This is a genomic window from Mycobacterium sp. IS-836, from assembly GCF_001954275.1.
Classification (GTDB): Bacteria; Actinomycetota; Actinomycetes; order Mycobacteriales; family Mycobacteriaceae; genus Mycobacterium.
Genome location: NZ_MBEU01000002.1, coordinates 110,215 through 132,786 on the forward strand (window position 1 = coordinate 110,215; position 22,572 = coordinate 132,786).

The window sequence follows — 22,572 nt, forward strand, 5'->3', positions numbered from 1 at the left end:
ATTACCGCTACCGTGCCTATCCTCCTGGCGTCTTTAGCGCCTGTCCACATAGGGCATGGACGGTAGGGCTTCGTGATGACAGGTGGCTTACCTACTTTGCGGTAATCCAAACGCGCTGAACAAAGCCGGGTCGAGGAAAACGGTGATCGCGGCGATCCCGGCGGTGCCGGCTTCGTGACCTGCGGTGAGGACGTGGATGGAATGGGCGCGCAGAACGCCGTCGGCGCTGCGGCGGTACTCGGCCACTGCGGGCTGTGCGTTCGCGGCCGTCCGGACCATCACGATGTCGCCGGCCTTGGTGAAGGCACGGACGGCCAGGAACCGCATCACCGTGTCGCGGCCGGTGAACCATATAGGCAGCGGCGGCATTTCGAGTTTGACGTCGGCTTGCAGTAACTCGGTGAGCGCGGCCATGTCCGCGTTTTCGAATGCGGCGCAATAGCGGTCGAGCAATTCACGCAGTTGCGCGTCGTCGGGCTCGACGGCGTCGTCTTCGGTGGGCGAGATCTCCGCGAGGCGCGCCCGCGCCCGCTGCAGGGAGCTGTTGACCGCGGCCGGTGTGGTTTCCAGGAGTTCGGCGACCTCAGCGGCACTGAACTGCACGACGTCGCGCAAGATCAGCACGGCTCGCTGCCTCGCGGGAAGCTCCTGCAGCGCCGTCATCACGGCCAGGCGCACACTTTGCCGCGCCGTGACCGCCCCCTCCGGAGTGCCCGACATCAGGGCATCGGGAATCGGCTCCAGCCACTGATGGGCGCCCGTGTATTCGTCCAGGCTGGCGTCGGGGTCGATCGAGCTGTCGCCCAGCCCGGCCGGCAGCACCCGCCGCGCGCGGTTCTCGAGCGCACGCAGGCACGCCGTCGTCGCGATCCGGTACAGCCAGGTCCGCAACGCCGCCCGTTCCTCGAAGGCCTGATAACCCCGCCAGCCGCGCAAATAGGTTTCCTGGACCAGATCTTCGGCGTCGTGCACCGAACCGAGCATGCGGTAACAGTGCGCGATCAACTCGGCACGAAACGGTGCCGCCCTTTCGATGAACTCCTCCTGAGCCGGCACGGGCATCTCCCATCTAGGCCTCCGGTCCGGACTGGGCCGAAACGCTACTCCAGTACTGGAGACACCCGGACGCCGGAATTCATCGTGCGGCGATGAATCGGTGCGCCGCGCCGTATCGGAATTAGTGCGGACATCGCGCCGCCCCGGCGATGCGCCCGCGCCGTCGGGCAGATCAACGAGGAGATCGTCATCATGGTGAGAATCGCCGACACCACAGTTCTGATTACCGGGGGCAATCGCGGCATCGGGCGGGCCTTGGTCGAAGAAGCGTTGAGCAGAGGCGCCAAGCGCGTATACGTCGGTACCCGAGCGCAATTGACCCACCGGGATCACCGCGTCACGCCCCTCACACTGGACGTAACCAACCCGGCGCACATCCAGGCAGCGGTCGATGAAGTCGAATCGCTCGACGTCCTCGTCAACAATGCCGGCCTGGCGCTCTACGACGACTTGAGCGAGCGTGCCGCGCTCGAACGCCATCTCGGCGTCAACCTCTTTGGCACCTACGCGATGATCCAGGCCTTCCTGCCGTTGCTGACTCGTTCCGGCGGAGCCATCGTCAACAACCTGTCGGTGAACGCAATCGCGCCCTTGCCGCTCATTCCCGCGTACTCGATCTCGAAGGCCGCCGCGCTCAACCTCACGCAATCGCTGCGCGCCCTGCTGGCCGGACGGGGCGTCAGCGTTCACGCCGTACTTACCGGGCCCGTCGACACCGAAATGACGCGGGGACTCGAGATACCGAAAAGCTCCCCAGAATCGGTCGCGCGCGCCATCTTCGACGGAGTCGCGAACGGCGAAGACGACATCTTCCCCGATGCCATGTCGAAGTCCGTGGCCGAGAGCTGGAGTACCGGCGCGGCGAAGGCCCTCGAGCGCCAGTACGCGGCGCTGCTCGCGGACGGCACCGATTAATCGCGGCGACGGAACGTATCTGAACTAGGGAGAACCCAAAACACCGGAAGCGAGCACGATCATGACCAACACAATCACCGACCTCGCCGGCACGACGGCGATCGTGACGGGCGCCAGCCGCGGATTCGGCCGCGCCATCGCCACCGCCTTGTCGGCCGCCGGCGCCGATGTCGTCGGCGTCGCGCGCAACCGCGCACTGCTGGACGAGGTCCGCGACCAGCTGGGCGACACCTTCACCCCCGTTGCCGCCGACGCCGCGGATCCGGCCACGGCCGGCCGGCTCATCGACGAATATGGGCCGCGCACACTGGTGCTGTGTGCCGGGGCGGCTCCGCGGATGGGCCCGTTGCAGGATCAGACCTGGGAGACCTTCAGTGAAAACTGGAACGTCGACGTGGCTCAGGCATTTCATTGGACCCGGCATGCGCTGCGGCGTCCCCTTGCTCCGGGCAGCTCGGTGATCGTGATGTCCAGCGGCGCCGCGCTCAACGGGTCGCCGCTGTCCGGCGGCTACGCGGGCGCGAAGTCGACCGTCCGGTTCATCACCAGCTACGCCGCCGCCGAGTCGCAGCGGGCCGGGCTGGGGATCAGCTTCGTGTCCGTGCTGCCGCGTTTGACCCCGGCCACCGATCTGGGCGCCAAGGCCGTCGCCGCCTACGCCGAGCGCCAAGGCGTCGACGTCGACACGTTCGTGCAGGCCGCCGGTCCCGCGCTCACCGCGGACCAAGCCGGCCGGTCGGTATTGGAGATCGCCGTCGGCGGCCTACGCGACGGCGATGCCTACCTACTCACCTCCGCGGGCCTGTCCTCGCTGGCCTGAAGTCACTCAACCGAAAGGCGGACAACCTCATGAACATGAACACCCCCCCGATCGTGTCGGCCCAGGAGTGGGCCGCGGCCCATCAGCGACTGCTGGTCAAGGAGAAGGAGGTGACCCGGGCCCGGGACGCGCTCGCGGCGATGCGCCGGCGGATGCCGTGGACACCCGTCGACAAGCAGTACGAGTTCGAGGGACCGGGCGGCAAGGTCGACCTGCTCGGCCTGTTCGAGGGCAGGCGTCAGCTGATCGTCTACCGCGCGTTCTACGGGCCCGACATCGACGGCTGGCCCGATCACGGCTGCCGGGGCTGCTCGATGATCGCCGACCACATCGGGCACCTCGCCCACCTCAACGCCCGCGACACCACGCTCGTCTTCGCCTCGCGCGCACCGCAACCCGACATCGAGCGCCTCAAGGATCGGATGGGCTGGAAGATGCCGTGGTACACCATCACCGACAGCTTCGACGCCGACTTCGGTGTCGACGAATGGCACGGCACCAACGCTTTCATTCACGACGGCGAGCGCGTGTTCCGCACCTATTTCATCAACAACCGCGGCGACGAGGCGCTGGGCAACACCTGGAGCTTCCTCGACATGACAGCCCTTGGGCGCCAAGAAAACTGGGAGGATTCCCCGGAGGGCTACCCGCAGACCGCGCCCTACGAGTGGTGGGACTGGCACGACGCCTACGGACAGCACGAGCCGTCGCGATGGTTCGGCGAGCCGGACCCCAACGATCCCAACGATCAACGGCCGCCGCGCGCGTGATGCGGCGCCGGGGTGTAGTCGCAATCGCCGCCCAGAAAACACAAATGCGCGGTAGCCGTCGACCGGCTACTCGCGCATTGTCGGACGCTGGTCTAGAGAATTCGGTGGTTGGCCCTGCCAACCTGGTACCCGGCCGGGAACGACTTCTCGATGACCTGCAACTGATGGTCCACTCTGGATTCGAGTTCGAGAACGACGCAGCTGTCGCCGACGGCTTTCGATTCGAGAACTATGTACCGCTGACCACAATCGGTGATCGGGTCGCCCGAGTGCAATTTCTCGACCGCCACCGACTCCGGTGTTCCGTCTGCCTCCATCCATGACACGTTAGGTCAATTCAGCGGATGAGGGAATAGTTCACCGGCCGGCCATCAACGCGTGTCGGCCCCAGGCTGCTTGAAGAACACGCTGACGCGAACGATCAGACCGTCGTCTCCCTGCTCGAACAGGATGCATTCCGGCCACGTCGTGGCAACGCCGTCGATCTCGAACGTCTCGGTCAGCTCCGCGAACGACAGCCTGCGGTCCACATGCGACACCCGCTGGACCTGCAACCGATGGTCCGCGATATTGGTGCACACCTTTCGCAGGTAGGCAACGTAGTGCGCCTTCCCGTCGACCCGATCGCAGAACGGCCCCTCCCGGGTCAAACCTTCGTCGGCAATGGTGTCGGCCAGTCCGTCCCAGTCGTGTGCGGCCAGGCACTCCAGGTACCGCTCGACCGCTTGGTCTTCAATCGCGTTGCCCATGTCGCCTCCGCTCACTTGTCGCGAGCGTAACGCCACGGCGAAATATCGCGCCAGAATTCGCCGTGGCGTTACGTACGCGGGGTCGCCGCCCGGCCGCCGCGGCGGGCTAGGTTGTCTGCCATGAGCTGGTGGACCGCCCGGGCCGAGCGGACGATGACAGAAGATGTGCCCGCGCCGCCCGACGCGGTTCGCGATTTCTACGTCGACCTGGACAACATCAAGCTGGTGCATCCGCTGATCGTGTCCGTGGAAACGCTGGCCCGCACCGAAGCGCCGGACGGCTACCGCCAGAGCTACCGTGTGGTCGACCGAATTCCGCTGGGGCCGTTCACCATCCGAACGGCCTACCGGGCTCTGCTGCACGTGCCCGAGACCGGCGACGTGCTGACCGAGGCCGACCAGGCCCCCGGTGTGCGCCTGCGCGGAACGGTGAGCTTCCAGCCCGCGGCCGGCGGCACCCGGGTCACCGAGCGAATCACGATCAGGGCGCCCCGTGTGTTGGCCGCGGTGACCATCCGCGAGGCGGTGAAGGCGCATATCGAGATGCTGGCCGGCATACGTCGCCACTTCGAATCCGCTTGATCAGCGGGCTTTCCACTCCGAGGTGAGGGCGAGGTCCGAGAGGTATCTGGTGGAGCTCCAGCCGCCGTCGACGACGATCGTCTGGCCGTTGATGAAGGTACCGCCGGGAGAACACAGGAACGCCACGGTGCTCGCGACGTCCTCGACGGTCCCCAACCGCTGATGCGGAGTCAGCTCGGTGTTGATCCGCCGGAACCGCTCGTCCTGCAGGCGATGCTCGGTCATCGGCGTCTGAATGACCCCGGGAGCCACTGCGTTGCAGCGGATTCCCTGTGCCCCGTATTGGCAGGCGATGTGTGTGGTCAGTGCGGTGAGCCCGCCCTTGGCAGCCGAGTACGCCCCGCCGCGAAGGCCACCGACGACGGCGAAGGTCGAGGTGATGTTGATGATCGCCGAACCGGGCCGCATGTGCGGCAGGACTTCGCGAATGAGGCGAAATGGTGCGCGCAGCATCAAACCGAGGAAGCGGTCCAATGTTTCGTCGTCGGTCTCGTGGACCGGTTTGGGACTGCCGATCCCGGCGATATTGATCAGGAAGTCGATGTGCCCCCAGCGCGCAACGGCAAGGTCCGCGAGGCGGCGGGGCGCGTCATCCTCGGTGAGGTCGGTGGCGTAGGTGGCCACCCGATCCGGGTCGTCGGTGATCCTGGCCAGGCCGCGCGACAACTCGGCGAGCTTGTCCTCATTCCGGCCCGTCGCCAGCACGGCCATGCCCATCCCGGCGAGTTTCGTTGCGCAACCGGAACCGAGCCCACCGCTCGCCCCGGTGACGATCGCTACCTGCATGTCACTGGTCCGCTTTCATCAGTGCCGCCTTGATCTGGTGCTTCAATATTTTTCCCGCGTCGTTTTTCGGCAGGACATCCCAAATAACCACTTGCTCAGGCGCTTTGAACCGCGCCACGCCTTCCTCCTCGAGAAAGGCAGCCAAGCCGACGACGTTTAATCCAGGGTCCGGGCCCGGTGTGGACGCCGGCACCACGACCGCGCACGCCCGCTCTCCGGTGCGGTCGTCGGGAAGGCCGACGACGGCGACCTCGGCGATGCCGGGATGGTTTGTCAAGACGTCCTCGACTTCCTTGGGCGAGATGTTCTCGCCGTTGCGGATGATGATGTCTTTGGCCCGGCCGGTGACGACGAGGTACTCGTCGTCGACCAAGCGCGCAAGGTCCCCGGTGCGGAAGTATCCCTCCGTGTCGAACGATTCGGCTTCGTCTTCGGGGTGCTGGTAGCCCACCAGCATCTGCGGCCCGCGCACGCAGATCTCACCGGCGGTGAGTTTGACGTCGGCGAATCCGACGCGCCCGTCGGTGTCGGCGGCGTGGCCGCGGTGCCGCGGGGCTCCCACCGTCGTGACCGGCACTTCCGTCGAGCCGTACACGCGGGTGACCGCCGTTGAATCGAAATACGCTGCGGCCCTTCGGATCAGTGAGGGGGATGCGGAAGCGCCGCCGCAGACGAACAGCTTCAAGTCGGGCAGGTGCGTGCCCGCCCGCTGCGCGGCGGCCAGCAGCTGCTCCAGGAATGGGGTCGCACCGGCCATGTGAGTGCACCGCTCGGTTTGCATGAGCCGGACCGCCTCGTCACCGTTCCAGCGATCCATCAGCACGGCGGCGGTGCCCAGCAGCAGTGGGCATTCGAACGCGTAGATGGAACCGCCGATATGGGCGATGGGAGATGCCACCAGGAAGCCGTCGCCCGGCTCGACGAGCCAGTGGTCGCCGATCTGGCGGATCAGCGCATGAATCGAATTATGGGTGTGCAGCACACCTTTCGGGCGACCGGTGGTTCCGGAGGTATAGAGGATCATGCGCACCGCGTCGGGGTTCAGCGTGGGCAGGTTCGTCGCGACGGTCTCCGGGGTGAGCAAGGACTCGAACGGGATTTGGTCGTCACCGGGATCCCCACGCACCACCACGACCTCCGGCGGCGATTCCATCTGGGACGTCACCCTGCGCAGCATCGCGGGGTAGTCGTGACGCCCGAATTTCGATGGCGCGAAGAGCATGCGGCTGTCGGCGTCTTCGAGGATGAAACGCAGCTCGCGGTCCCGCATCGACGGCAGGATCGGATTCGCGACCATCCCCGCCAGCGTCGCGGCGAGATAAACCACCGCCGCCTCATGCCAGTTGGGCAGCATGAACGACACGACGCTGCCCGGGGGGATGTGGGCGTGCAACGCCTGCGCCAGCGTCGTCGCCTGCTCATGGAGGCTGCGGCAGTCCACCCGCCGGTCGCCGTCGACAAGCGCCACTCGCTGCGGCGTCCGCTCCGCGGCATCGCGCAGCGCGTCGGCCAGCGTGGCGCGAACCCACCAGCCGCGCGCGTAGGCGTCGGCGGCACGCGCGTCGTCCCATCGAACCCAGCGGTCGCCGATGAGTTTTCGGTCGTGATGCGTGGCGGTGATGCCAGCTAGCCTTTCATGCGCCGCATCGTCATCGAGTGACGGAACCGGGACGCCGGGTGGGTGTTGATGGTGACCTGGGCGACCTGTCCGTCGGAGGTCGTGTAGGTGCGCCGCACCTGCAGCGCCGGGGTTCCGGGCTCGACGTCGAGTCCACCCGCCAGTTCGGCGGGGATGAGTTCTGCCGCGATTTCCTGATGAACCTCGACGATACTCAGGCCGAAGAGGTCTTCGATCAGCGGGAAGATGGGGCCGTCATGGCGCTGCAGCAGCCTGCCGACCGCGGCGAACGCGCGGTTGATGTAGTACTCGGCGCGGCACAGCGCGGGCTCTGAAGACCCGGCCGGTTCGCCGCCGTCGGCCAGCCGGTAACCGCGAACGGTCAGCCACTGCTCACCGGCGGTCAGCCCGGTCCGCGGCGCCAGCTCGTCGTCGATCGTGACCATGGCGACCGATTCGATCGCGAAATGCGTACCGGCCGCGAAGGCCAGCAGGTCGTTGATCGACATGACGTGCTGAACGTAGGAATCCGACGACGGTCGCGGTACCACGAGGGTTCCGGTTCGCGGCCGTGACGACACCAGGTTGTCTTCGCGCAGTCGCCGCAGCGCCTCGCGAATGGTGTAGCGGCTGACCGCAAACCGCTCGCACAGCTCGTGTTCGGTGGGCAATTGCGACCCGACCGGATACACGCCGTCCACGATCTCCTTGCGCAGGGTTCGCGCGACCTGAAGGTAGCGGTGATCGACGACTTTGGCGTCCGGCACCTCAGCCTCCCGCGTCTCGCAGCGCCAGCACGCTGCCCTCGGCGTCCGCCGAAACGTACAACGTGCCGTCGGGCCCCGCGGCGATGCCGGCGAAGGGGCCCTGCGGCCCGGAGAAGGGCGGCAGCCCGAGTAGCGGCTTGGGGCTCACCCCCGGCGGCGCCCCGACCGGCAAGCCCGACGCGATGGTGCGCCGCGTCCCGGTCGCCGGGTCGAAACTGATCAGCTCCTTGGCGCCGGCGTCGACGACGTAGACCTGCCCGTCGCGCACGAGGATGCCCTGCGGCCGCCGCAAGCCGTCCACCAGGGTGCCGGTGCCGTCCAGCTTGACGACCCGCCCCGCTCCCGCTTCACAGACCAGGCACACCCCGTCGGGGGCGATGGCCACGCCCGCCGGCTCGCTCAGCCCGGAGGCGAGCACCTCGACGCGGCCGGCCCGGATGGATACCACGCGCCCGGCACCGAGCTCGGCGGCCACGACGGTGCCGTCGGGAGCGACCGCCACGCCGTAGAGCTGGTCGAAACCCTCTGCCAGCACAGCACTTTCGTTGCTGGCCGGTCGATACCGCGAGACCTGGCCGTTGGACGTGGTGACCACGAACTCGCCCACTGCCGTCGCGGCGACGCCGCGCACGAAGCCGGGGTATCCGGGGCTGAACAACATGCCGGCCGTCCGCAGCGAACGGGACCTGATGGGCGACGACCCGCTTCGCCCGGCTTCGCCGCGCTCGCGATCGTCGCCGTCGGCACCCATGACGTAGAAATACGTGCCGTCGGCGACGTAGAGATTGCCGTCCGCGCCGACCGCCAGATCCAGCGGCCAGTTCAACCCACCCGGCAGCACCGGGCGAGACTCTCCGCCACCGAGGATTTCGGTGATCTCCCCGGTGAAGTTGGACACGAACAACCGCTCGTCCACGAAGGTGAGGTTGTCCAGCCCGGGGTTCAGCGCTGCCAGCACGGTGCGCTCGCCGCTGCGGGGGTCGATGCGCAGCACCTCTCCGGTCTGCACCTGGGTGGACACGATGCGGCCGGTGGAATCGAACTTCACCGCGTCGGGGACGCCGAGGTCACCCGCAACCCGTTCGGGGACACCGCCTTCGGGATCGATGCGCCAGATCTCGTTGGCCCCCATCAGCGGGAAGTACAACAAGCCGTCGGGTCCGACCTCCATCGCGTTGGGCATAGGCGCGTTCTCCAGGAGCACCCGCGGCGCGCCGCCGGTGAGGTCGAGTTCGAGCAGCCGCCCGCCCTCGCGGCACTCACCGATGAACAGCCGGCCGCGGTGAAATGTGATGCCGTTGGCCGACGGGACATCGTCGCGCAGCACCCGCGTGCGCCCGGCGGCGTCGCGCACGCTCACCCGCCCGTCCATCACTTCGGTGGCGTAGAGGTTGCCGTTCGGGTCGAAGGCCACGTCGTCGGGCGCGACGATGTCGCCACCCTTGGCGCTGACCGTGTCCAGCCGACCGGTCGCCGGGTCGAGCGCACTGATCTGGCTGCCGGTCACCTGTGCGATGTAGATACGGCCGTCCGGCCCGGTGCGCAGGCCGTTGGCCCCGAACAGCCGGCTGGGCGGCGTGAGTCGCTGCAGGGTCCAGCCTTCGGCGAGGGTGGGCTGACGCGCGGCCGAGTAGCGGCTCGCGTCCTGCGACAATCCGGTTCCGGCTATCACCGCTCGCACCATAGCAATCGGCCAATAGTCCAGACAATAGCCGAGACGACGCCATTTGGGGCCTTGACGTGCTGGCCGTCGTAAGAGAATCATGCTCTCTAATGAGTGCACGTCATTATCTTGTCCGGACAATTATCTGATCCTGCATGGGACACGATCTGTTAGGCCTTGAGGGGCGCATCGTCGTGGTCGCCGGCGCAGCGGGCGGCGGCATCGGTACCACCATCACGCACATGGTCGCTCAGGCGGGCGCGACCGTCGTCGCGGTGAGCCGCGATCAGGACAACCTCGACCGGCACGTCGGCCCCCTGCAAGCAGAGGGGCTGCCCGTGGTGCCGCTAGCCGCCGACGCCTCCACCGACGACGGCGTGAGTGCCACGCTGGCGGCGGTGCGGCGCGTCGATGGCGAATTCCACGGGTTGGTCAACGTCGCGGGTGGTGCCGACCCGTCGACGTGGATGCCGTCGACCCGGGTGACGCGCGCCGACTGGCGGGAGTTGTTCGCCCGCAACCTGGAGACGATGTTCTTCATGAGCCAGGCCGTGGCGGCGGAACTGAAGCGGCGCAAGAGCCCGGGCTCGATCGTCTCGATCTCGTCGATCAGCGGGATGAACACCGCGCCCTTCCATATCGCTTACGGCACAGCCAAAGCCGCGATCGTCGCGGTCACCCGCACCATGGCGCTGGAGCTGGCGGCCGGCGAGAACGGCGCCGCGATCCGGGTCAACGCCGTGGCGCCCGGGGTCACCGAGACGCCGGCGTCGACCACGTATGTGGACGCCGACGCCGAACGCGACCGTCGCGCCATTGCGATGGGACGCCGCGGCCGCCCGGAGGAGGTGGCCGGCGCAGTCCTTTTCCTCCTGTCGGACCTGTCCAGCTACATCACCGGGCAGACGTTGCTGGTCGACGGCGGCCTGAACCTCAAATGGGGGCACCTGGCCGCCGACAACACCTCCTTGTTCCTCAAGGACGAAGACTTCCGCGCGTCGATCACACGCTGGGACTAGGGAGAAAGGGAAAAGCGATGACCGATGACGGCGCGGCCGCGGCCGACCAGCTGACCGGGCCGGTCACGATCCCGGTGGAAGCGTATGTCTCCGAGGAATACGTGCGTGCCGAGCGCGACAAGTTGTGGCGAAAGGTGTGGCAGCAAGTCGGGCGCGTCGAGGATCTGCCCAAGGTGGGCAGCTACCTGACCTATGACATCCTCGACGACTCCATAGTCGTGGTGCGTACGGGGCCCGACACCCTGGCTGCGCACCACAACGTGTGCATGCACCGCGGCCGCCGCCTGGTGGACGTCCCGCCAGGGGCGAAAAGCGCTTGCGGCCAAAAGAAGTCGTTCGTGTGCGGATTTCACGGCTGGACCTACGACCGGGACGGCACCTGCATCCACATCCCCGAACGGCAGGACTGGCAGGGGGCGCTGACGCCCGAGAACACGCACCTGGCCAAGGTCAACGTCGATACCTGGGGTGGCTGGATCTGGATCAACATGGATCCCGAGTGCGAGCCGCTGCGCGACTATCTCGAGCCGGCCGCCACCATGCTGGACCCCTTCGGGTTGCAGGACATGCGCTGCAAATGGCGCAAGTGGCTGCATTTCGAATGCAACTGGAAGGTCGCGATGGAGGCCTTCAACGAGACCTACCACGTGGCGACCACGCATCCGCAGTTCAACAAATTCGGCAACTTTCGCGGCTGGGCCATGGCGCAGGGAAAGCACAGCAACATCGGCTACGACGCGCCCGCGGAGCTGGAAGAGACCAAATCGAAGATCCGGCTCGGCACCGGTGCGGACCCGCGCGTCTCGACCGCCGAGATGCAGATCTACACCTTGGAGGAAACCAACGCCACTACCACCAGAACATTGGTGGAGGCGGCCCGCCGGCTGGTCGACGAGCTGCCGGAGGACGCGCCCGCCGGCACGGTGCTCGAGCACTGGCTGTCCTCGGCGCGGCGCGACGATGCCGCGCGCGGCGTGGTCTGGCCGACCATCGACCCCGAGCACCTGGCCCGCAGCGGCACCGCGTGGCAGATCTTTCCGAACTTCCAGATCGGGCAGGGCCTGACCACCGCGCTGTGCTACAGCGCCCGCCCGCACGGCTACGACCCGGACCACTGCATCTTCGAAGCCTCGTGCTACGAGCTGTATCCGAAAGGCGAAGAGCCACAGACGGAATGGGTATACGCGCCACCCGACGACCCGAACTGGCGCAGCGTCCTGCCGCAGGACTTCTCCAACATGGCCGCCGTCCAGCAGGGCATGAAATCGCTCGGCTTCCGCGGCCCCAAGCCCAACCCCTACATGGAGCGCAGCACCGCGAACCTGCACCGCAACCTCGCCGAGTACATGGGCACCGGCGCGCCCCGCAAACTCGCCCCGCAACCAGAAAGAGAGATGGATCGGTGAAAGTCAACCTTGGGTTCGGATCGCACAACTCCCATGACTGGGACCGCGTGCTGGCCGGGAATTTCGGCGAACCGCCCGCGACCCCCGACTGGCAGTGCGTGCAGGCCACGCTCGCGATTGCCGACCTCGCCGAACCGCTCGGCTTCGACGGCATCTGGATGCCGGAGCACTGCGGGACCCCGTATGGCATGACGCCCAACCCGATTCAGGCCCTGAGCTATTTCGCCGGGCGTACCGAACGCGTCAGCCTCGGCACCTTCGTCGTCGTCGCGCCGTGGTGGCACCCGGTGCGGCTGGCGCACCAAATCGCCTACCTCGACATCCTCTCCAACGGCCGGTACACGACTATCGGAATCGGTCGCGGTGTCTCCAAGGGCGAGTTCGACGCCGTCGGCGTGCCCCGCGAGGAAAGCCGGCAACGGTTCAACGAGACGCTCGACATCCTGCAGCTCGCCCTGTCCGGGGAGCGGTTCTCCTATGACGGGGAAATCTTCACTGTGCCGGAGATGTCGCTTCGGCCCGAACCCCAAAGCGGCGACCTGTTTTCGCGCATCTACAGCTCGTCGTCGACCGCCGAATCGCTGGAGATCCTGGCGCGTCGCGGCATGGTGCCACTGTTCGTGGGCAACAAGCCGATCGAGGACGCCGGACGGGAAGTGCAGAAGGTGAACACGTTCCGTAAGGAGGAAGGCCTGGGGCCGTGCCAGCCGAAAAACGTGATGTTCATGTACTGCACGACCGACGACCCTGGCAAATCCGAAGAATGGATCTGGACCGCCAACCGCGACGTCACCGTGCACTACGGGTTCGCCGATGCCTCGAACTTCAAGGGCGTCAAGGGTTATGAAGCCTATGCGGCCCGGGAGGCCAGCGCCACCGCGGTCCTCGCCTCGTCGGTCACGGGCGCCGAGACCGGCGCAGCCAAAGGCCCGTCGAAGACGCCCGGCTACCACGCTTCCAATCTGCTGATCGGCACGCCGGAAGAGATCTTCAACCGGATCCAGGCCGCGCAGCGGGCCTGCTCGTTCTGCGAGCTGACGATCGTTCCGCAGTTCGGCACCATGCCCTACGCCGAGGCGATGGCGAGCACGGAGTTGTTCGCCAAAGAGGTGCTGCCGGCCGTCCAGAAGATGGAGGCCCCGCTGCACCCCGCCGCGCTCCCGGAGAATGCGCTGGCATGACGAACCCGGATTGCCCACCGACGCCGACGCCGGAGGACATCGACGTCGCGGCGTTGCGCGAAAAGTATCGTCAGGAGCGCGAAAAGCGGCTGCGCCCGGAGGGTTCCAAGCAGTACATCGAACTCGTCGACGACTTCGCGGGATTTTACGAGACCGACCCGCACTCGCCGCCGCTGGTCCGCGACGCGATCGCGGAGGACGTCGACGTCGCCGTGCTCGGCGGCGGCTTCGGGGGCCTGCTGTGTGCCGCGTACCTGAAAAAGGCCGGCGTCGATGACGTCCGGATCATCGAGTTGGGCGGCGACTTCGGTGGCGTCTGGTACTGGAACCGGTTTCCCGGGCTGCAGTGCGACAACGAATCGTACTGCTACATACCATTATTGGAAGAGCTCAACTACATACCGAGCAAGAAGTTCGCCGACGGTACCGAGATCTACGAGCATTGCCGACGCATCGGAAAGCATTTCGGCCTCTACGACTCCGCGATCTTCTCTACCCAGGTCCGGGCGCTGCACTGGGACGAGGAGATCAAGCGCTGGCGGGTCAGCACCAATCGCGACGACGACATCCGGGCCCGGTTCGTGGTCATGGCGTCGGGCCCCTTTCACCGGCCCAAGCTGCCCGGCATTCCGGGCATCAACGACTTCAAAGGGCACAGCTTTCACTCGTCACGATGGGACTACGAATACACCGGCGGGGATAGCAATGGCGGCCTGCACAAGCTCGCCGACAAACGCGTCGCGGTGGTGGGTACCGGGGCGACCGCCGTCCAAATCGTGCCGTTCCTGGGCCGGGATGCCAAGCATCTGTACGTGTTTCAGCGCACGCCGTCGTCGGTGGGCGCGCGCAACAACACGCCGACCGATCCCGAGTGGGTGAAATCGCTGCGGCCGGGCTGGCAGAAGGAGCGGCAGCGCAACTTCCACGCCTGGACGTTCGAGGGAATGGCGCTGGGCCAACCCGACTACGTGTGCGACTTCTGGACCGAACTCGGCCGCAACACCGCCGCGCGCGTTCTCACACTCGAAGACCCGGCGTCGATGACCCCCGAGCAGTTCATGGCCATCCGCGAAGAAGAAGACTACAAAGTGATGGAGCGACTGCGCCGCAGGGTCGAGAGCATCGTCGACGACCCCGGCACCGCCGAAGCGCTCAAGCCCTACTACCGGTTTCTGTGCAAGAGGCCATGCACCAACGACGACTACCTCCCAACCTTCAACCGTCCCAACGTAACGCTGGTCGACGTGTCGTCGACGAAAGGCGTGGAGCGGGCGACGGAAAAGGGTTTGATCGCGAACGGCGTCGAGTACGAAGTCGACTGCATCATCTACGCCAGTGGGTTCGAGATCACGACGGAGATCAGCCGCCGCTACTCCATCGACACCATCGCCGGCCGAGGTGGGTTGTCGCTTTTCGACCACTGGCGTAACGGCTACAAGACATTTCACGGGATGACCAGCCGCGAGTTTCCCAACCAGTTCTTCACCGGGTTCACCCAGGTCGGTATCTCGGCGAACATCGCCGCCAACTATGAACTGCAGGGCGAGCACATCGCCTACATCATCGCCGAAGCGCTGGCCCGCGGCGCGGCTACGGTCGAACCCACCCAAGAGGCGCAGGATGAATGGTGCAAAACCATCCGAGACACCGCGATCGACAACAGCCAGTTCGACCTGGAGTGCACGCCGGGCTACTACAACAACGAAGGCGGCGGCATGGGAACCGCGAAGGGCGAAGGGATCCGGTCGCATCTGGGCGAGCCCTACGGGCCCGGCTTTTACGCCTTCGGCGACCTGCTGGCCGAGTGGCGCGCCACCGGTGAGCTGGATGGCCTCGTGTTGGGATCTTGATGGCTGAACTCAGGTTCGACGATCGGGTGGCCGTTGTGACGGGCGCCGGCAGGGGACTGGGCCGCGAGTACGCGCTGCTGCTGGCTTCCAAGGGAGCCAAGGTCGTCGTCAACGACACGGGCGGCGCCCTGACCGGATCCGGCACCGACGAGGGGCCCGCCCGGCAAGTGGTCGCCGACATCACGGCGGCGGGCGGCGAAGCGGTGGCATCAGTCGACTCGGTGGCGACGCCCGAGGGGGGCCAGGCCATCATCCAAGCTGCACTTGAGAACTACGGACGGATCGACATCCTCGTCCACAACGCCGGCAACGTGCGGCGCGCATCGCTGAAGGAGATGAGCTACCAGGACTTCGATGCCGTCATCGACGTCCACCTGCGCGGCGCCTTCCACGTGGTGCGGCCCGCGTTCCCCGTCATGTGCGCCGCGCACTACGGCCGTGTCGTCTTGACCTCGTCGATCGGCGGCCTGTACGGCAACCACGCCGTCGCGAACTACGCCGCCGCCAAGGCGGGCCTGATCGGGCTGTCCAACGTCGTCGCGCTCGAAGGTGCCGCCGACGGCGTGCTCTGCAATGTCATCGTCCCGTCGGCGGTCACCAGAATGGCTGAGGGCCTGGACATTTCGGCATATCCACCGATGGGCGCGGAATTGGTGGCGCCGGTGGTCGGCCTGTTGGCACACGAAACCTGCCCGGTCACCGGCGAGATGCTGATCGCCATCGCGGGCCGGGTGGCTAAAGCGGTCGTCGCGGAGACTCCCGGCGTGCACCGTCCATCGTGGTCGATCGAGGACGTTGCCGAGCAGATCGACGCCATCCGTTATCTCGCTGCGCCGCTGGTCTTTCCCGTCGTACCCGACGGTCATGCCGGCCACATCCGCTACAGCTTCGACACCGCCGCGCGGGCGACCAGGGAAGGCGCCAGCCATGGCTGACAACGGGGCCGGACCGCTGGCCGGGGTACGCGTCGTCGATCTCACGGCGATGGTGATGGGTCCCTACTGCACCCAGATCATGGCCGACATGGGCGCAGACGTGATCAAGGTCGAACCGCCGCAAGGAGACGACACCCGCTACATCTCGGTCGGTCCGGTACGGGGCATGGGCGGCGTCTTCGTCAACGTCAACCGGGGCAAGCGCGGCGTCACCCTCGACCTGCAGTCCGACTCCGGCAAGATCGCGCTGCGGGCGCTCATTGAACAGGCCGACGTGTTCATCCACTCGATGCGGTCAAAGGCGGTCGCCCGGCTCGGCTTCAGCTACGACGAGGTGGCCGCGATCAATCCCGCCATCGTCTACACCAATTGTTACGGGTACGGCCGGCGTGGGCCGAAGGGGGACTTGCCCGCCTACGACGACACCATCCAGGCCGCGTGCGGGCTGCCCTACGTGCAGGAACAGCTGACCGGCGAACCCAATTACGTGGGAACCATATTGGCCGACAAAGTCGCGGGCCTCACCGCGCTCTACGCCACCATGATGGCGTTGTTCCACCGCGAGCGCACCGGCGAGGGGCAAGAGGTCGAAGTCGGCATGTTCGAGACGATGGCCTCGTTCATGCTCGTCGAACACGCCAACGGCGCCATGTTCGATCCGCCGCTGGGCCCGGCGGTCTATCCCCGCACGGTCGCGCCCAACCGGCGGCCGTACCGCACCAGCGACGGCTACATTGCGGCGTTGATCTACAACGACAAGCACTGGGCCGCGTTCGTGGAAGCCGTGCGGCCACCGTGGGCCAGCGATCTGTACGGCACGCTCGAGCGGCGGGCGCGCCAGATCGACACCGTGTACGCGCTGCTGGCCGAAACGCTGGTGCAGCGAACGACCCAGGAATGGCTTGACCTCTTTCGCGAACTTCAGATACCCGCCGCGGCGCTGTCCAGCCCGGCGACCTTGTTCGACGACGACCACCTGAACGCCGTCGGTTTTTTCGAGACGCTGGACACGGTCCACGGCCCGGTGCGATTCCCCGGCGTGCCGACCTGGTTTTCCCGTACACCGGGCCGCGTCGCGGGGCCCGCTCCGGAGTTGGGCGCGGACACCGCGGCGGTGCTCGAAGAACTCGGACTGGCACCCGCGGACGCGAATCCGGTCGCGCCGGCATAACCCGGAAATGGGGCCGCCGCAACCGGAAACCGTTGCGTGTCTTCGCGTGTCTATCTCCTGAATCCCGTCGCGACGCCACTAGGCTGGCTGCGATCAAGAGGAGGGGCAGCGACGCATCGGCATGGGCCAGGGCGCGTTAACAGCGGACACTGAGCCGGGCGGGAGGCATCCCGCACCGGCGCGTTCTGCTCGGCGCCCTCGGTGGGTTGCTCCGGTGCGACGGGTCGGTCGGCTGGCGATCTGGGATCAACCGGAACGGCGCAGCGGCATTCCCGCGCTGGACGGGCTTCGCGCGATAGCGGTCGCGCTGGTGTTGGTCGGGCATGGCGGCATCCCCGGGGTGAGCGGCGGGTTCATCGGCGTCGACATCTTCTTCGTGCTCAGCGGCTTCCTGATCACCTCGCTGCTGCTCGACGAGCTGAGGCGCAGCGGCCGTATTGAGCTGACCGGCTTCTGGATTCGCCGTGCGCGCCGGCTGCTGCCCGCGCTGGTGTTGATGGTGATCACCGTGGGCGCGGCCCGCGAACTCCTTCCCTACCAGGCCCTGAACGGACTGCGGGACGACGCTGTCGCGGCGTTCCTATGGATGGCGAATTGGCGGTTCGTGGCCCAGAAGACCGACTACTTCACGCAGGGCGCCCCGCCCTCACCGCTGCAGCACACCTGGTCGCTTGGGGTGGAGGAGCAGTACTACTTTGTCTGGCCGGTGCTGCTGATCGCGGTGACCCTGCTGTTGGCGGCGCGGGCCAGGCGTTACTTCATGCGGGCGACGGTCGGCGGGGTCCGCTTCGCCATCTTCGTGATCGCCACGTTGGGGGCGCTGGCTTCGGCGGCGGCGGCCATCGTGTTCGTCTCCGAGGGCACGCGTGACCGAATCTATTTCGGCACCGACACCCGCGCGCAGGCGTTGCTGGTCGGCTCCGCCGCGGCGGCTCTGCTGGTTCGCGATTGGCCCTCGCTGAACCGGGGCTGGTGCATGATCCGGACTCGGTGGGGGCGGCGCGTCGCCCGGACCCTGCCGTTTGTCGGTGTGGCGGGGCTGGCGGCCGCCACACATTACGCGACGGGCAATGTCGGTGAGTTCCGCTACGGTCTGCTGATCGCGGTCGCGATCGCGGCCGTGTTGGTGGTCGCGCCGGTGGCCATGGAACAGCGCGGCCTCGTCGCCCGCATCCTGGCCATGCCGCCGTTGGTGTGGCTGGGCACCATTTCCTATGGCGTGTATCTGTGGCACTGGCCAATCTTCTTGGCGCTCAACGGGGAACGCACCGGCTGGACAGGACTGCCACTGTTCGCCGCCCGGTGCGCCGCCACGGTTGCCGTGGCCGCCGCATCGTGGTGGCTGATCGAGCAGCCGATCCGGCGCTGGCGACCGGAGCGGGTGCCGCTGTTGCCGCTGGCGGCTGCGACCGTGGCGAGCGCCGCCGCGATCACCTTGTTTCTGGTTCCGGTGGGAACCGGGCCCGCGCTACGGGAAACCGGTTTGCCGCCGGGGGTTTCCTCCGTCGCGGCGGTGTCGCCGTCGCCGCCCGGCGTGGTTCGCCCGCGGCCTCGAGATCCCAACCGCCCGTTCACCGTTTCGGTGTTCGGCGACTCGATCGGCTGGACCTGGATGCACTACCTGCCGCCGACGCCCGGATTCGCCTTCCTCGACCACACCGTCATCGGTTGCAGCCTGGTGCGCGGCACGCCGTACCGGTATATCGGCCAAACGCTGGAGCAAAGACCGGAATGCGACACCTGGCCGACCCGATGGTCGACGCAGGTCGGTCAGGACCAGCCCGACGTCGCCCTGCTCATCATCGGCCGCTGGGAGACCGTCGACCGGGTCAACGAGGGGCAGTGGACGCACATCGGCGATCCGACCTTCGACGCGTACCTCAACGGTGAGCTCGAGCGGGCGCTGAACATCGTGAGTGTGCCCGGGGTTCGAGTGGTGGTGGCGACCGTCCCCTACAGCCGCGGCGGCGAAAAGCCGGATGGCCGCCTGTATCCGGAGGACCAGCCGGACCGGGTCAACCAGTGGAACACGATGCTGCGCAACACGGTTAGCCGCCACAAGGGCGTCCAGATCCTCGACCTGAACAAGAAGCTGTGTCCGGACGGCGTTTATAGCGCCAAGGTCGACGGAATCAAGGTGCGCAGCGACGGCGTGCACCTCACCCCGGAAGGCGTAAAGTGGCTGACGCCGTGGCTCGAGGAATCCCTGAGATAGACGTTAATCGTTTGTGCGACAACTGATTTCCATGCTGTCGCTTTCGCGGACCTGGAAATTGAAGCTGGTGTAGCCGTTGTCGGGATTGCGCACGCGCTCGAGGTAGGGCCCGGTGTCCGCCGCGCTGGTGTTGTCGGCGACGATCAACGCACCCGTGGGCAGGCGCGGTTCGAGCAGCTCGATCACCGGCAGATACAGATCTTTCCAACCGTCGAGCAGGACGAACTCGACCGGCCCGTCCAGGCCCTGCAACGTGGTGAGCGCATCGCCTTCGAGAATGGTGATGACCTCGTCCAGGCCGGTCTCGGCGAACGTTTTCTTCGCGGCGGCGATCTTGGTGTCGCTGAGCTCGGTGGTGACCACTCGTCCGGTGCCGTTGTCGCGCACCGCGGCGGCCAGATGAAGGGCCGAGATGCCGAACGACATCCCGAATTCGACCACCGTGGTCGGACGCGTCGCGCGCACCAACGCGTACAGCAGGCGGCCGGCTTCGGGGGTCACCGGGATGTAGAACTCGCTCATCGCCTCGGCGCGTTCCGCGGTGGTCATCGGCCGGGCGAACTGATCGCGCCGCTCACGCAAGAGCGACATCTGGCTTTTCGATTCGGCGTACATCCGGTCGAGCACGGTCGCGACCCGAGGGTTCTGCAAAGTTGTGGCCATGCCCACGAGGGTAGGCCGTAAAAGTGTCCGGTTCGGTGCGTGGGTTTGACGGGCGGCGGGTCGCGATGTCAGCATGGACGGGCAAGCACCTCGGTAGGTGAGGCGTCTGCACGGACACAGGCCACTGACCCCGAACGTCGAGAGACGCCCCGGGTCAGGACAGCTCTTCCCGGACCCAAGGGTTGAGCCCAAGTGGCTTCCGGTGATGTTCCGGATACGCCGTGCAGTGCCAAAGCTCCGACGAGAGGGGTGCGATCGGTGTTATCGGCGCCGGTCACTACCTCTTCCGATCAGGTGAATGTGATGACACCCGCGTGTGTCCCGGCCGTGAGGAGGTGAGGGCGAGATGAGTCCCGGCGATAGTCCCTATCCGAAATACCTCTTGCCCCGACCCGGTTCCGGCAATGCTTTCTTCGTCTGAGCCATGAGCCGATCGGGCATCCAGAAGGAGAAAAATCATGGCTTTCGTTGTTACGCACCGTGTTACCGCTCGGTCCCGCGGGCACGGGCGGGCGTTCCTGCGGTCGGCTCGGCTGCTGGCCGACAAGCTGCGCACGCGCAGCGCGCTGACTCCCCAGGAGCGGGCCAACCTGTACGTGTCACGGATGCCGATCGCGGTGGTCACGGCGTCGTTGGGCGGTCACCCCCCGGTCGACGACCGGCGGTAGTTCGTTCGACTACCGCGAATCATTCGGCAGCAGAACGATTTTGCCGTGCGTGTGCCGCTGCTCGAGCTCCTCGAAGGCGTCGGCGACCCGGTCCAGCGGGTAGGTCGCGGCGATGTCGAATTCAAGGGCACCGGTGGCGACAAGGTGGGCGATTTCGGCGAGCACTTCCGGGGTCGACGCCTCCTGGCTGCCCTCGGTCTTGGCGCCGACTTCGCCCGCCTTTTGAAACGAGATGATGGTATCGATCCGCTCGGGCGCCACGCCGAGATCGACCGCGAGCTGGACGTAGTCCGGGCCGAACAAGTCGATGAACGCGTCGATTCCGTTCGGGGCCGCCGCTCGCAGCCGGTCGGCCAGGCCTTCCCCATAGGTGACCGGGACGACGCCGTGTGCGCGCAGCCAGTCGGCGTTGCCTGGTCCCGCGATGCCGAGCACCCGCGCCTGACGCAGGACCAGCAGTTGCACGACAAGGCTGCCGACCCCGCCCGCCGCGGCCGACACGGCCACCGTCTCGCCCGGTTGGGGCGCGACGGCGCGGACGGCGGCATACGCCGTCACACCCACCACGTACAGCGAACCCGCGACCTCCCAACTCAATTCGGGAGGTTTGCGGATCAATTGATTGACGGGAACCGCGGTGTGGGTGGCATGGCTGGATCGCCGGAAACTGAAACCCAGCACCTCGTCGCCAACCTCGAATTCGGTGACTCCCGGCGCTACGGCGGTCACGACGCCGGCAAGGTCGCTGCCCTCGCCGGACGGAAATGTGGCGGGGAACATCTCGTGCATCGCCCCGACCCGGATGCCAGCCTCGCCGGGATTGATGCCGGCCGCGCGAACTTCCACCACCACCTCGCCCGGGCCCGGCTCCGGCATGTCGATGTCCGCCACATACAACTCGTCACGACCCCCGTAACGGTCGAACCGTACGGCGCGCGCCGTCGCAGCCGTCATCTCGGCCTCCTTCGCCCAAACGCTTGCCCACGCCAGCATAGGCCGCCGACTCTCCGGCCCCTCCGGCGAAATTTGCGCGTATGTTCGTATGCGCTGGTGTTGTGCCGTCAGCGGATTGGCAGGGAAGGAATGTCCATGGAGCTCGCCCGGACTACCGTCGCCGGCTTGAGCGTCGCCGTCCTTGCGGTCGGCACCGCGATCACCGGCTGCGGCAACAACAAGACCCCGGCGACGTCGTCGAGCGCGTCGTCCACCGCGTCGACCGGCGTGACTGGCCCGTCACCCGGACAGACCACGGATTACAGTGGGCTGCTGATCAAGCCGAGCGACATTGGCCCGGACCTCACCACACCCCAACCACCCGTGCTGAACCCCAACAATGCGCCGGGGGTTGCGCAGCTGTTCGCCAACGCCGACAACAGCCGCCGAATCGGCGACACCATCTTGATCGTCGCCGATCCCCAGACCGCGGCGGCCGGTATCGAGAACACCAAGGCGAACTACGCGGGCAAGGTCAGCGGCACGTGGCAGCCGGTCGACGTGGGATCCAACGGGGCAATGATCTCCGGGACATCGCCGGACAACTCCCAGGCGGTGACGGTGCTGTTGTTCAGTGAGGGCAAGGCGCTGGTCAACCTGGAATTCGACAGTGCGCCCAACGATCCCATCGATCCGGGCATGGCGACCGACATCGGCCGCAAGCAAGACGCCGCGATCAAGAGCGGGTTGCCGCCCAGCTGAGGTAGGTGGCCAGACGCCGCGATCGCGCGGAATGTCTTCACCC

The 22,572-nt window shown here is 66.8% G+C and carries 22 protein-coding genes and 1 riboswitch; of the genes, 13 read left to right on the forward strand and 9 right to left on the reverse strand.

The genetic code is table 11. The features are described 5' to 3' along the window. Positions 1–87 precede the first annotated feature (87 nt). Positions 88–1,056 carry a sigma-70 family RNA polymerase sigma factor gene (locus A5747_RS00495; RefSeq protein ID WP_076121613.1) on the reverse strand — a complete coding sequence of 323 codons (969 nt, stop codon included), beginning with the start codon at positions 1,054–1,056 and terminating at the stop codon, positions 88–90. Between the two features lie 192 nt (positions 1,057–1,248). Between A5747_RS00495 and A5747_RS00500 the strand changes: the two genes are divergently transcribed. From A5747_RS00500 to A5747_RS00510, 3 genes are all read left to right on the forward strand, one after another. Continuing rightward, on the forward strand, positions 1,249–1,971 hold the full coding sequence (locus A5747_RS00500) for an SDR family NAD(P)-dependent oxidoreductase (protein WP_083699976.1): 723 nt from the start codon (positions 1,249–1,251) through the stop codon (positions 1,969–1,971). 61 nt (positions 1,972–2,032) lie between these two features. Next, entirely contained in the window at positions 2,033–2,791 is a 759-nt protein-coding gene (locus A5747_RS00505; protein ID WP_076121387.1) for an SDR family oxidoreductase, read from the forward strand. A 35-nt stretch (positions 2,792–2,826) separates the two neighbouring features. After that, positions 2,827–3,561: a DUF899 domain-containing protein gene (locus A5747_RS00510; RefSeq protein WP_076121617.1), complete on the forward strand. Its 735-nt coding sequence runs from the start codon at positions 2,827–2,829 to the stop codon at positions 3,559–3,561. Positions 3,562–3,653: 92 nt separating this feature from the next. On the opposite strand, the gene A5747_RS00515 is transcribed toward A5747_RS00510, so the two are convergent. Then, entirely contained in the window at positions 3,654–3,878 is a 225-nt protein-coding gene (locus tag A5747_RS00515) for a hypothetical protein (RefSeq protein ID WP_076061380.1), read from the reverse strand. A gap of 54 nt (positions 3,879–3,932) precedes the next feature. After that, complete coding sequence (locus A5747_RS00520; RefSeq protein ID WP_076121619.1) at positions 3,933–4,310, reverse strand: nuclear transport factor 2 family protein; 378 nt, start codon at positions 4,308–4,310, stop codon at positions 3,933–3,935. 120 nt (positions 4,311–4,430) lie between these two features. Between A5747_RS00520 and A5747_RS00525 the strand changes: the two genes are divergently transcribed. Beyond that, entirely contained in the window at positions 4,431–4,892 is a 462-nt protein-coding gene (locus A5747_RS00525; protein ID WP_076121389.1) for an SRPBCC family protein, read from the forward strand. Here the strand turns inward: A5747_RS00525 and A5747_RS00530 are convergent, their stop codons facing one another. Genes A5747_RS00530 through A5747_RS00545 form a run of 4 tightly spaced genes read right to left on the reverse strand, consistent with a single transcriptional unit; the run spans position 4,893 to position 9,747 of the window. Next, complete coding sequence (locus A5747_RS00530) at positions 4,893–5,678, reverse strand: SDR family NAD(P)-dependent oxidoreductase (RefSeq protein ID WP_076121391.1); 786 nt, start codon at positions 5,676–5,678, stop codon at positions 4,893–4,895. It lies immediately after the preceding gene. Between the two features lies 1 nt (position 5,679). After that, positions 5,680–7,269 (reverse strand): AMP-binding protein, encoded by a 1,590-nt coding sequence (locus A5747_RS00535; protein WP_198938101.1) that lies wholly within the window; start codon positions 7,267–7,269, stop codon positions 5,680–5,682. 35 nt (positions 7,270–7,304) lie between these two features. Then, the gene (locus A5747_RS00540) at positions 7,305–8,063 is read right to left on the reverse strand and encodes a GntR family transcriptional regulator (protein WP_076121395.1); all 759 of its coding nucleotides are present in this window, start codon (positions 8,061–8,063) and stop codon (positions 7,305–7,307) included. Between the two features lies 1 nt (position 8,064). Then, on the reverse strand, positions 8,065–9,747 hold the full coding sequence (locus tag A5747_RS00545; RefSeq protein WP_076121397.1) for an SMP-30/gluconolactonase/LRE family protein: 1,683 nt from the start codon (positions 9,745–9,747) through the stop codon (positions 8,065–8,067). Positions 9,748–9,881: 134 nt separating this feature from the next. Between A5747_RS00545 and A5747_RS00550 the strand changes: the two genes are divergently transcribed. The 7 genes from A5747_RS00550 to A5747_RS00580 all read left to right on the forward strand — a co-directional run bounded on the left by A5747_RS00550 (position 9,882) and on the right by A5747_RS00580 (position 19,503). Then, complete coding sequence (locus A5747_RS00550) at positions 9,882–10,745, forward strand: SDR family NAD(P)-dependent oxidoreductase (protein ID WP_076121399.1); 864 nt, start codon at positions 9,882–9,884, stop codon at positions 10,743–10,745. A gap of 17 nt (positions 10,746–10,762) precedes the next feature. Beyond that, positions 10,763–12,151, forward strand: coding sequence for an SRPBCC family protein (locus A5747_RS00555; protein WP_076121402.1), 1,389 nt, complete (start codon positions 10,763–10,765; stop codon positions 12,149–12,151). Next, positions 12,148–13,332, forward strand: a complete 1,185-nt coding sequence (locus tag A5747_RS00560; protein WP_076121404.1) for an LLM class flavin-dependent oxidoreductase — start codon at positions 12,148–12,150, stop codon at positions 13,330–13,332. Before A5747_RS00555 ends, A5747_RS00560 begins: the two co-directional genes overlap by 4 nt. Then, positions 13,329–15,182, forward strand: a complete 1,854-nt coding sequence (locus A5747_RS00565) for an NAD(P)/FAD-dependent oxidoreductase (protein WP_076121407.1) — start codon at positions 13,329–13,331, stop codon at positions 15,180–15,182. The genes A5747_RS00560 and A5747_RS00565 overlap by 4 nt, the downstream gene beginning before the upstream one ends. After that, positions 15,182–16,117: an SDR family NAD(P)-dependent oxidoreductase gene (locus A5747_RS00570; protein WP_076121409.1), complete on the forward strand. Its 936-nt coding sequence runs from the start codon at positions 15,182–15,184 to the stop codon at positions 16,115–16,117. The genes A5747_RS00565 and A5747_RS00570 overlap by 1 nt, the downstream gene beginning before the upstream one ends. Next, entirely contained in the window at positions 16,110–17,288 is a 1,179-nt protein-coding gene (locus A5747_RS00575) for a CaiB/BaiF CoA-transferase family protein (RefSeq protein ID WP_076121412.1), read from the forward strand. Before A5747_RS00570 ends, A5747_RS00575 begins: the two co-directional genes overlap by 8 nt. 121 nt (positions 17,289–17,409) lie before the next feature. Continuing rightward, on the forward strand, positions 17,410–19,503 hold the full coding sequence (locus tag A5747_RS00580) for an acyltransferase family protein (RefSeq protein WP_142245407.1): 2,094 nt from the start codon (positions 17,410–17,412) through the stop codon (positions 19,501–19,503). A 3-nt stretch (positions 19,504–19,506) separates the two neighbouring features. Here A5747_RS00580 and A5747_RS00585 read toward each other — a convergent pair whose 3' ends face one another. After that, positions 19,507–20,166 carry an O-methyltransferase gene (locus A5747_RS00585; protein WP_076121417.1) on the reverse strand — a complete coding sequence of 220 codons (660 nt, stop codon included), beginning with the start codon at positions 20,164–20,166 and terminating at the stop codon, positions 19,507–19,509. 82 nt (positions 20,167–20,248) lie between these two features. After that, positions 20,249–20,422, forward strand: a riboswitch (M-box (ykoK) riboswitch). A 202-nt stretch (positions 20,423–20,624) separates the two neighbouring features. Here A5747_RS00585 and A5747_RS00590 point away from each other — a divergent pair. Then, positions 20,625–20,834, forward strand: a complete 210-nt coding sequence (locus A5747_RS00590; protein WP_076121419.1) for a hypothetical protein — start codon at positions 20,625–20,627, stop codon at positions 20,832–20,834. A 9-nt stretch (positions 20,835–20,843) separates the two neighbouring features. Here A5747_RS00590 and A5747_RS00595 read toward each other — a convergent pair whose 3' ends face one another. Next, positions 20,844–21,788 (reverse strand): NADP-dependent oxidoreductase, encoded by a 945-nt coding sequence (locus A5747_RS00595; protein WP_076121621.1) that lies wholly within the window; start codon positions 21,786–21,788, stop codon positions 20,844–20,846. Between the two features lie 135 nt (positions 21,789–21,923). On the opposite strand from A5747_RS00595, the gene A5747_RS00600 reads away from it, so the two are divergent. Then, positions 21,924–22,529 (forward strand): hypothetical protein, encoded by a 606-nt coding sequence (locus A5747_RS00600; protein WP_076121623.1) that lies wholly within the window; start codon positions 21,924–21,926, stop codon positions 22,527–22,529. The last annotated feature ends 43 nt before the right edge of the window (positions 22,530–22,572 follow it).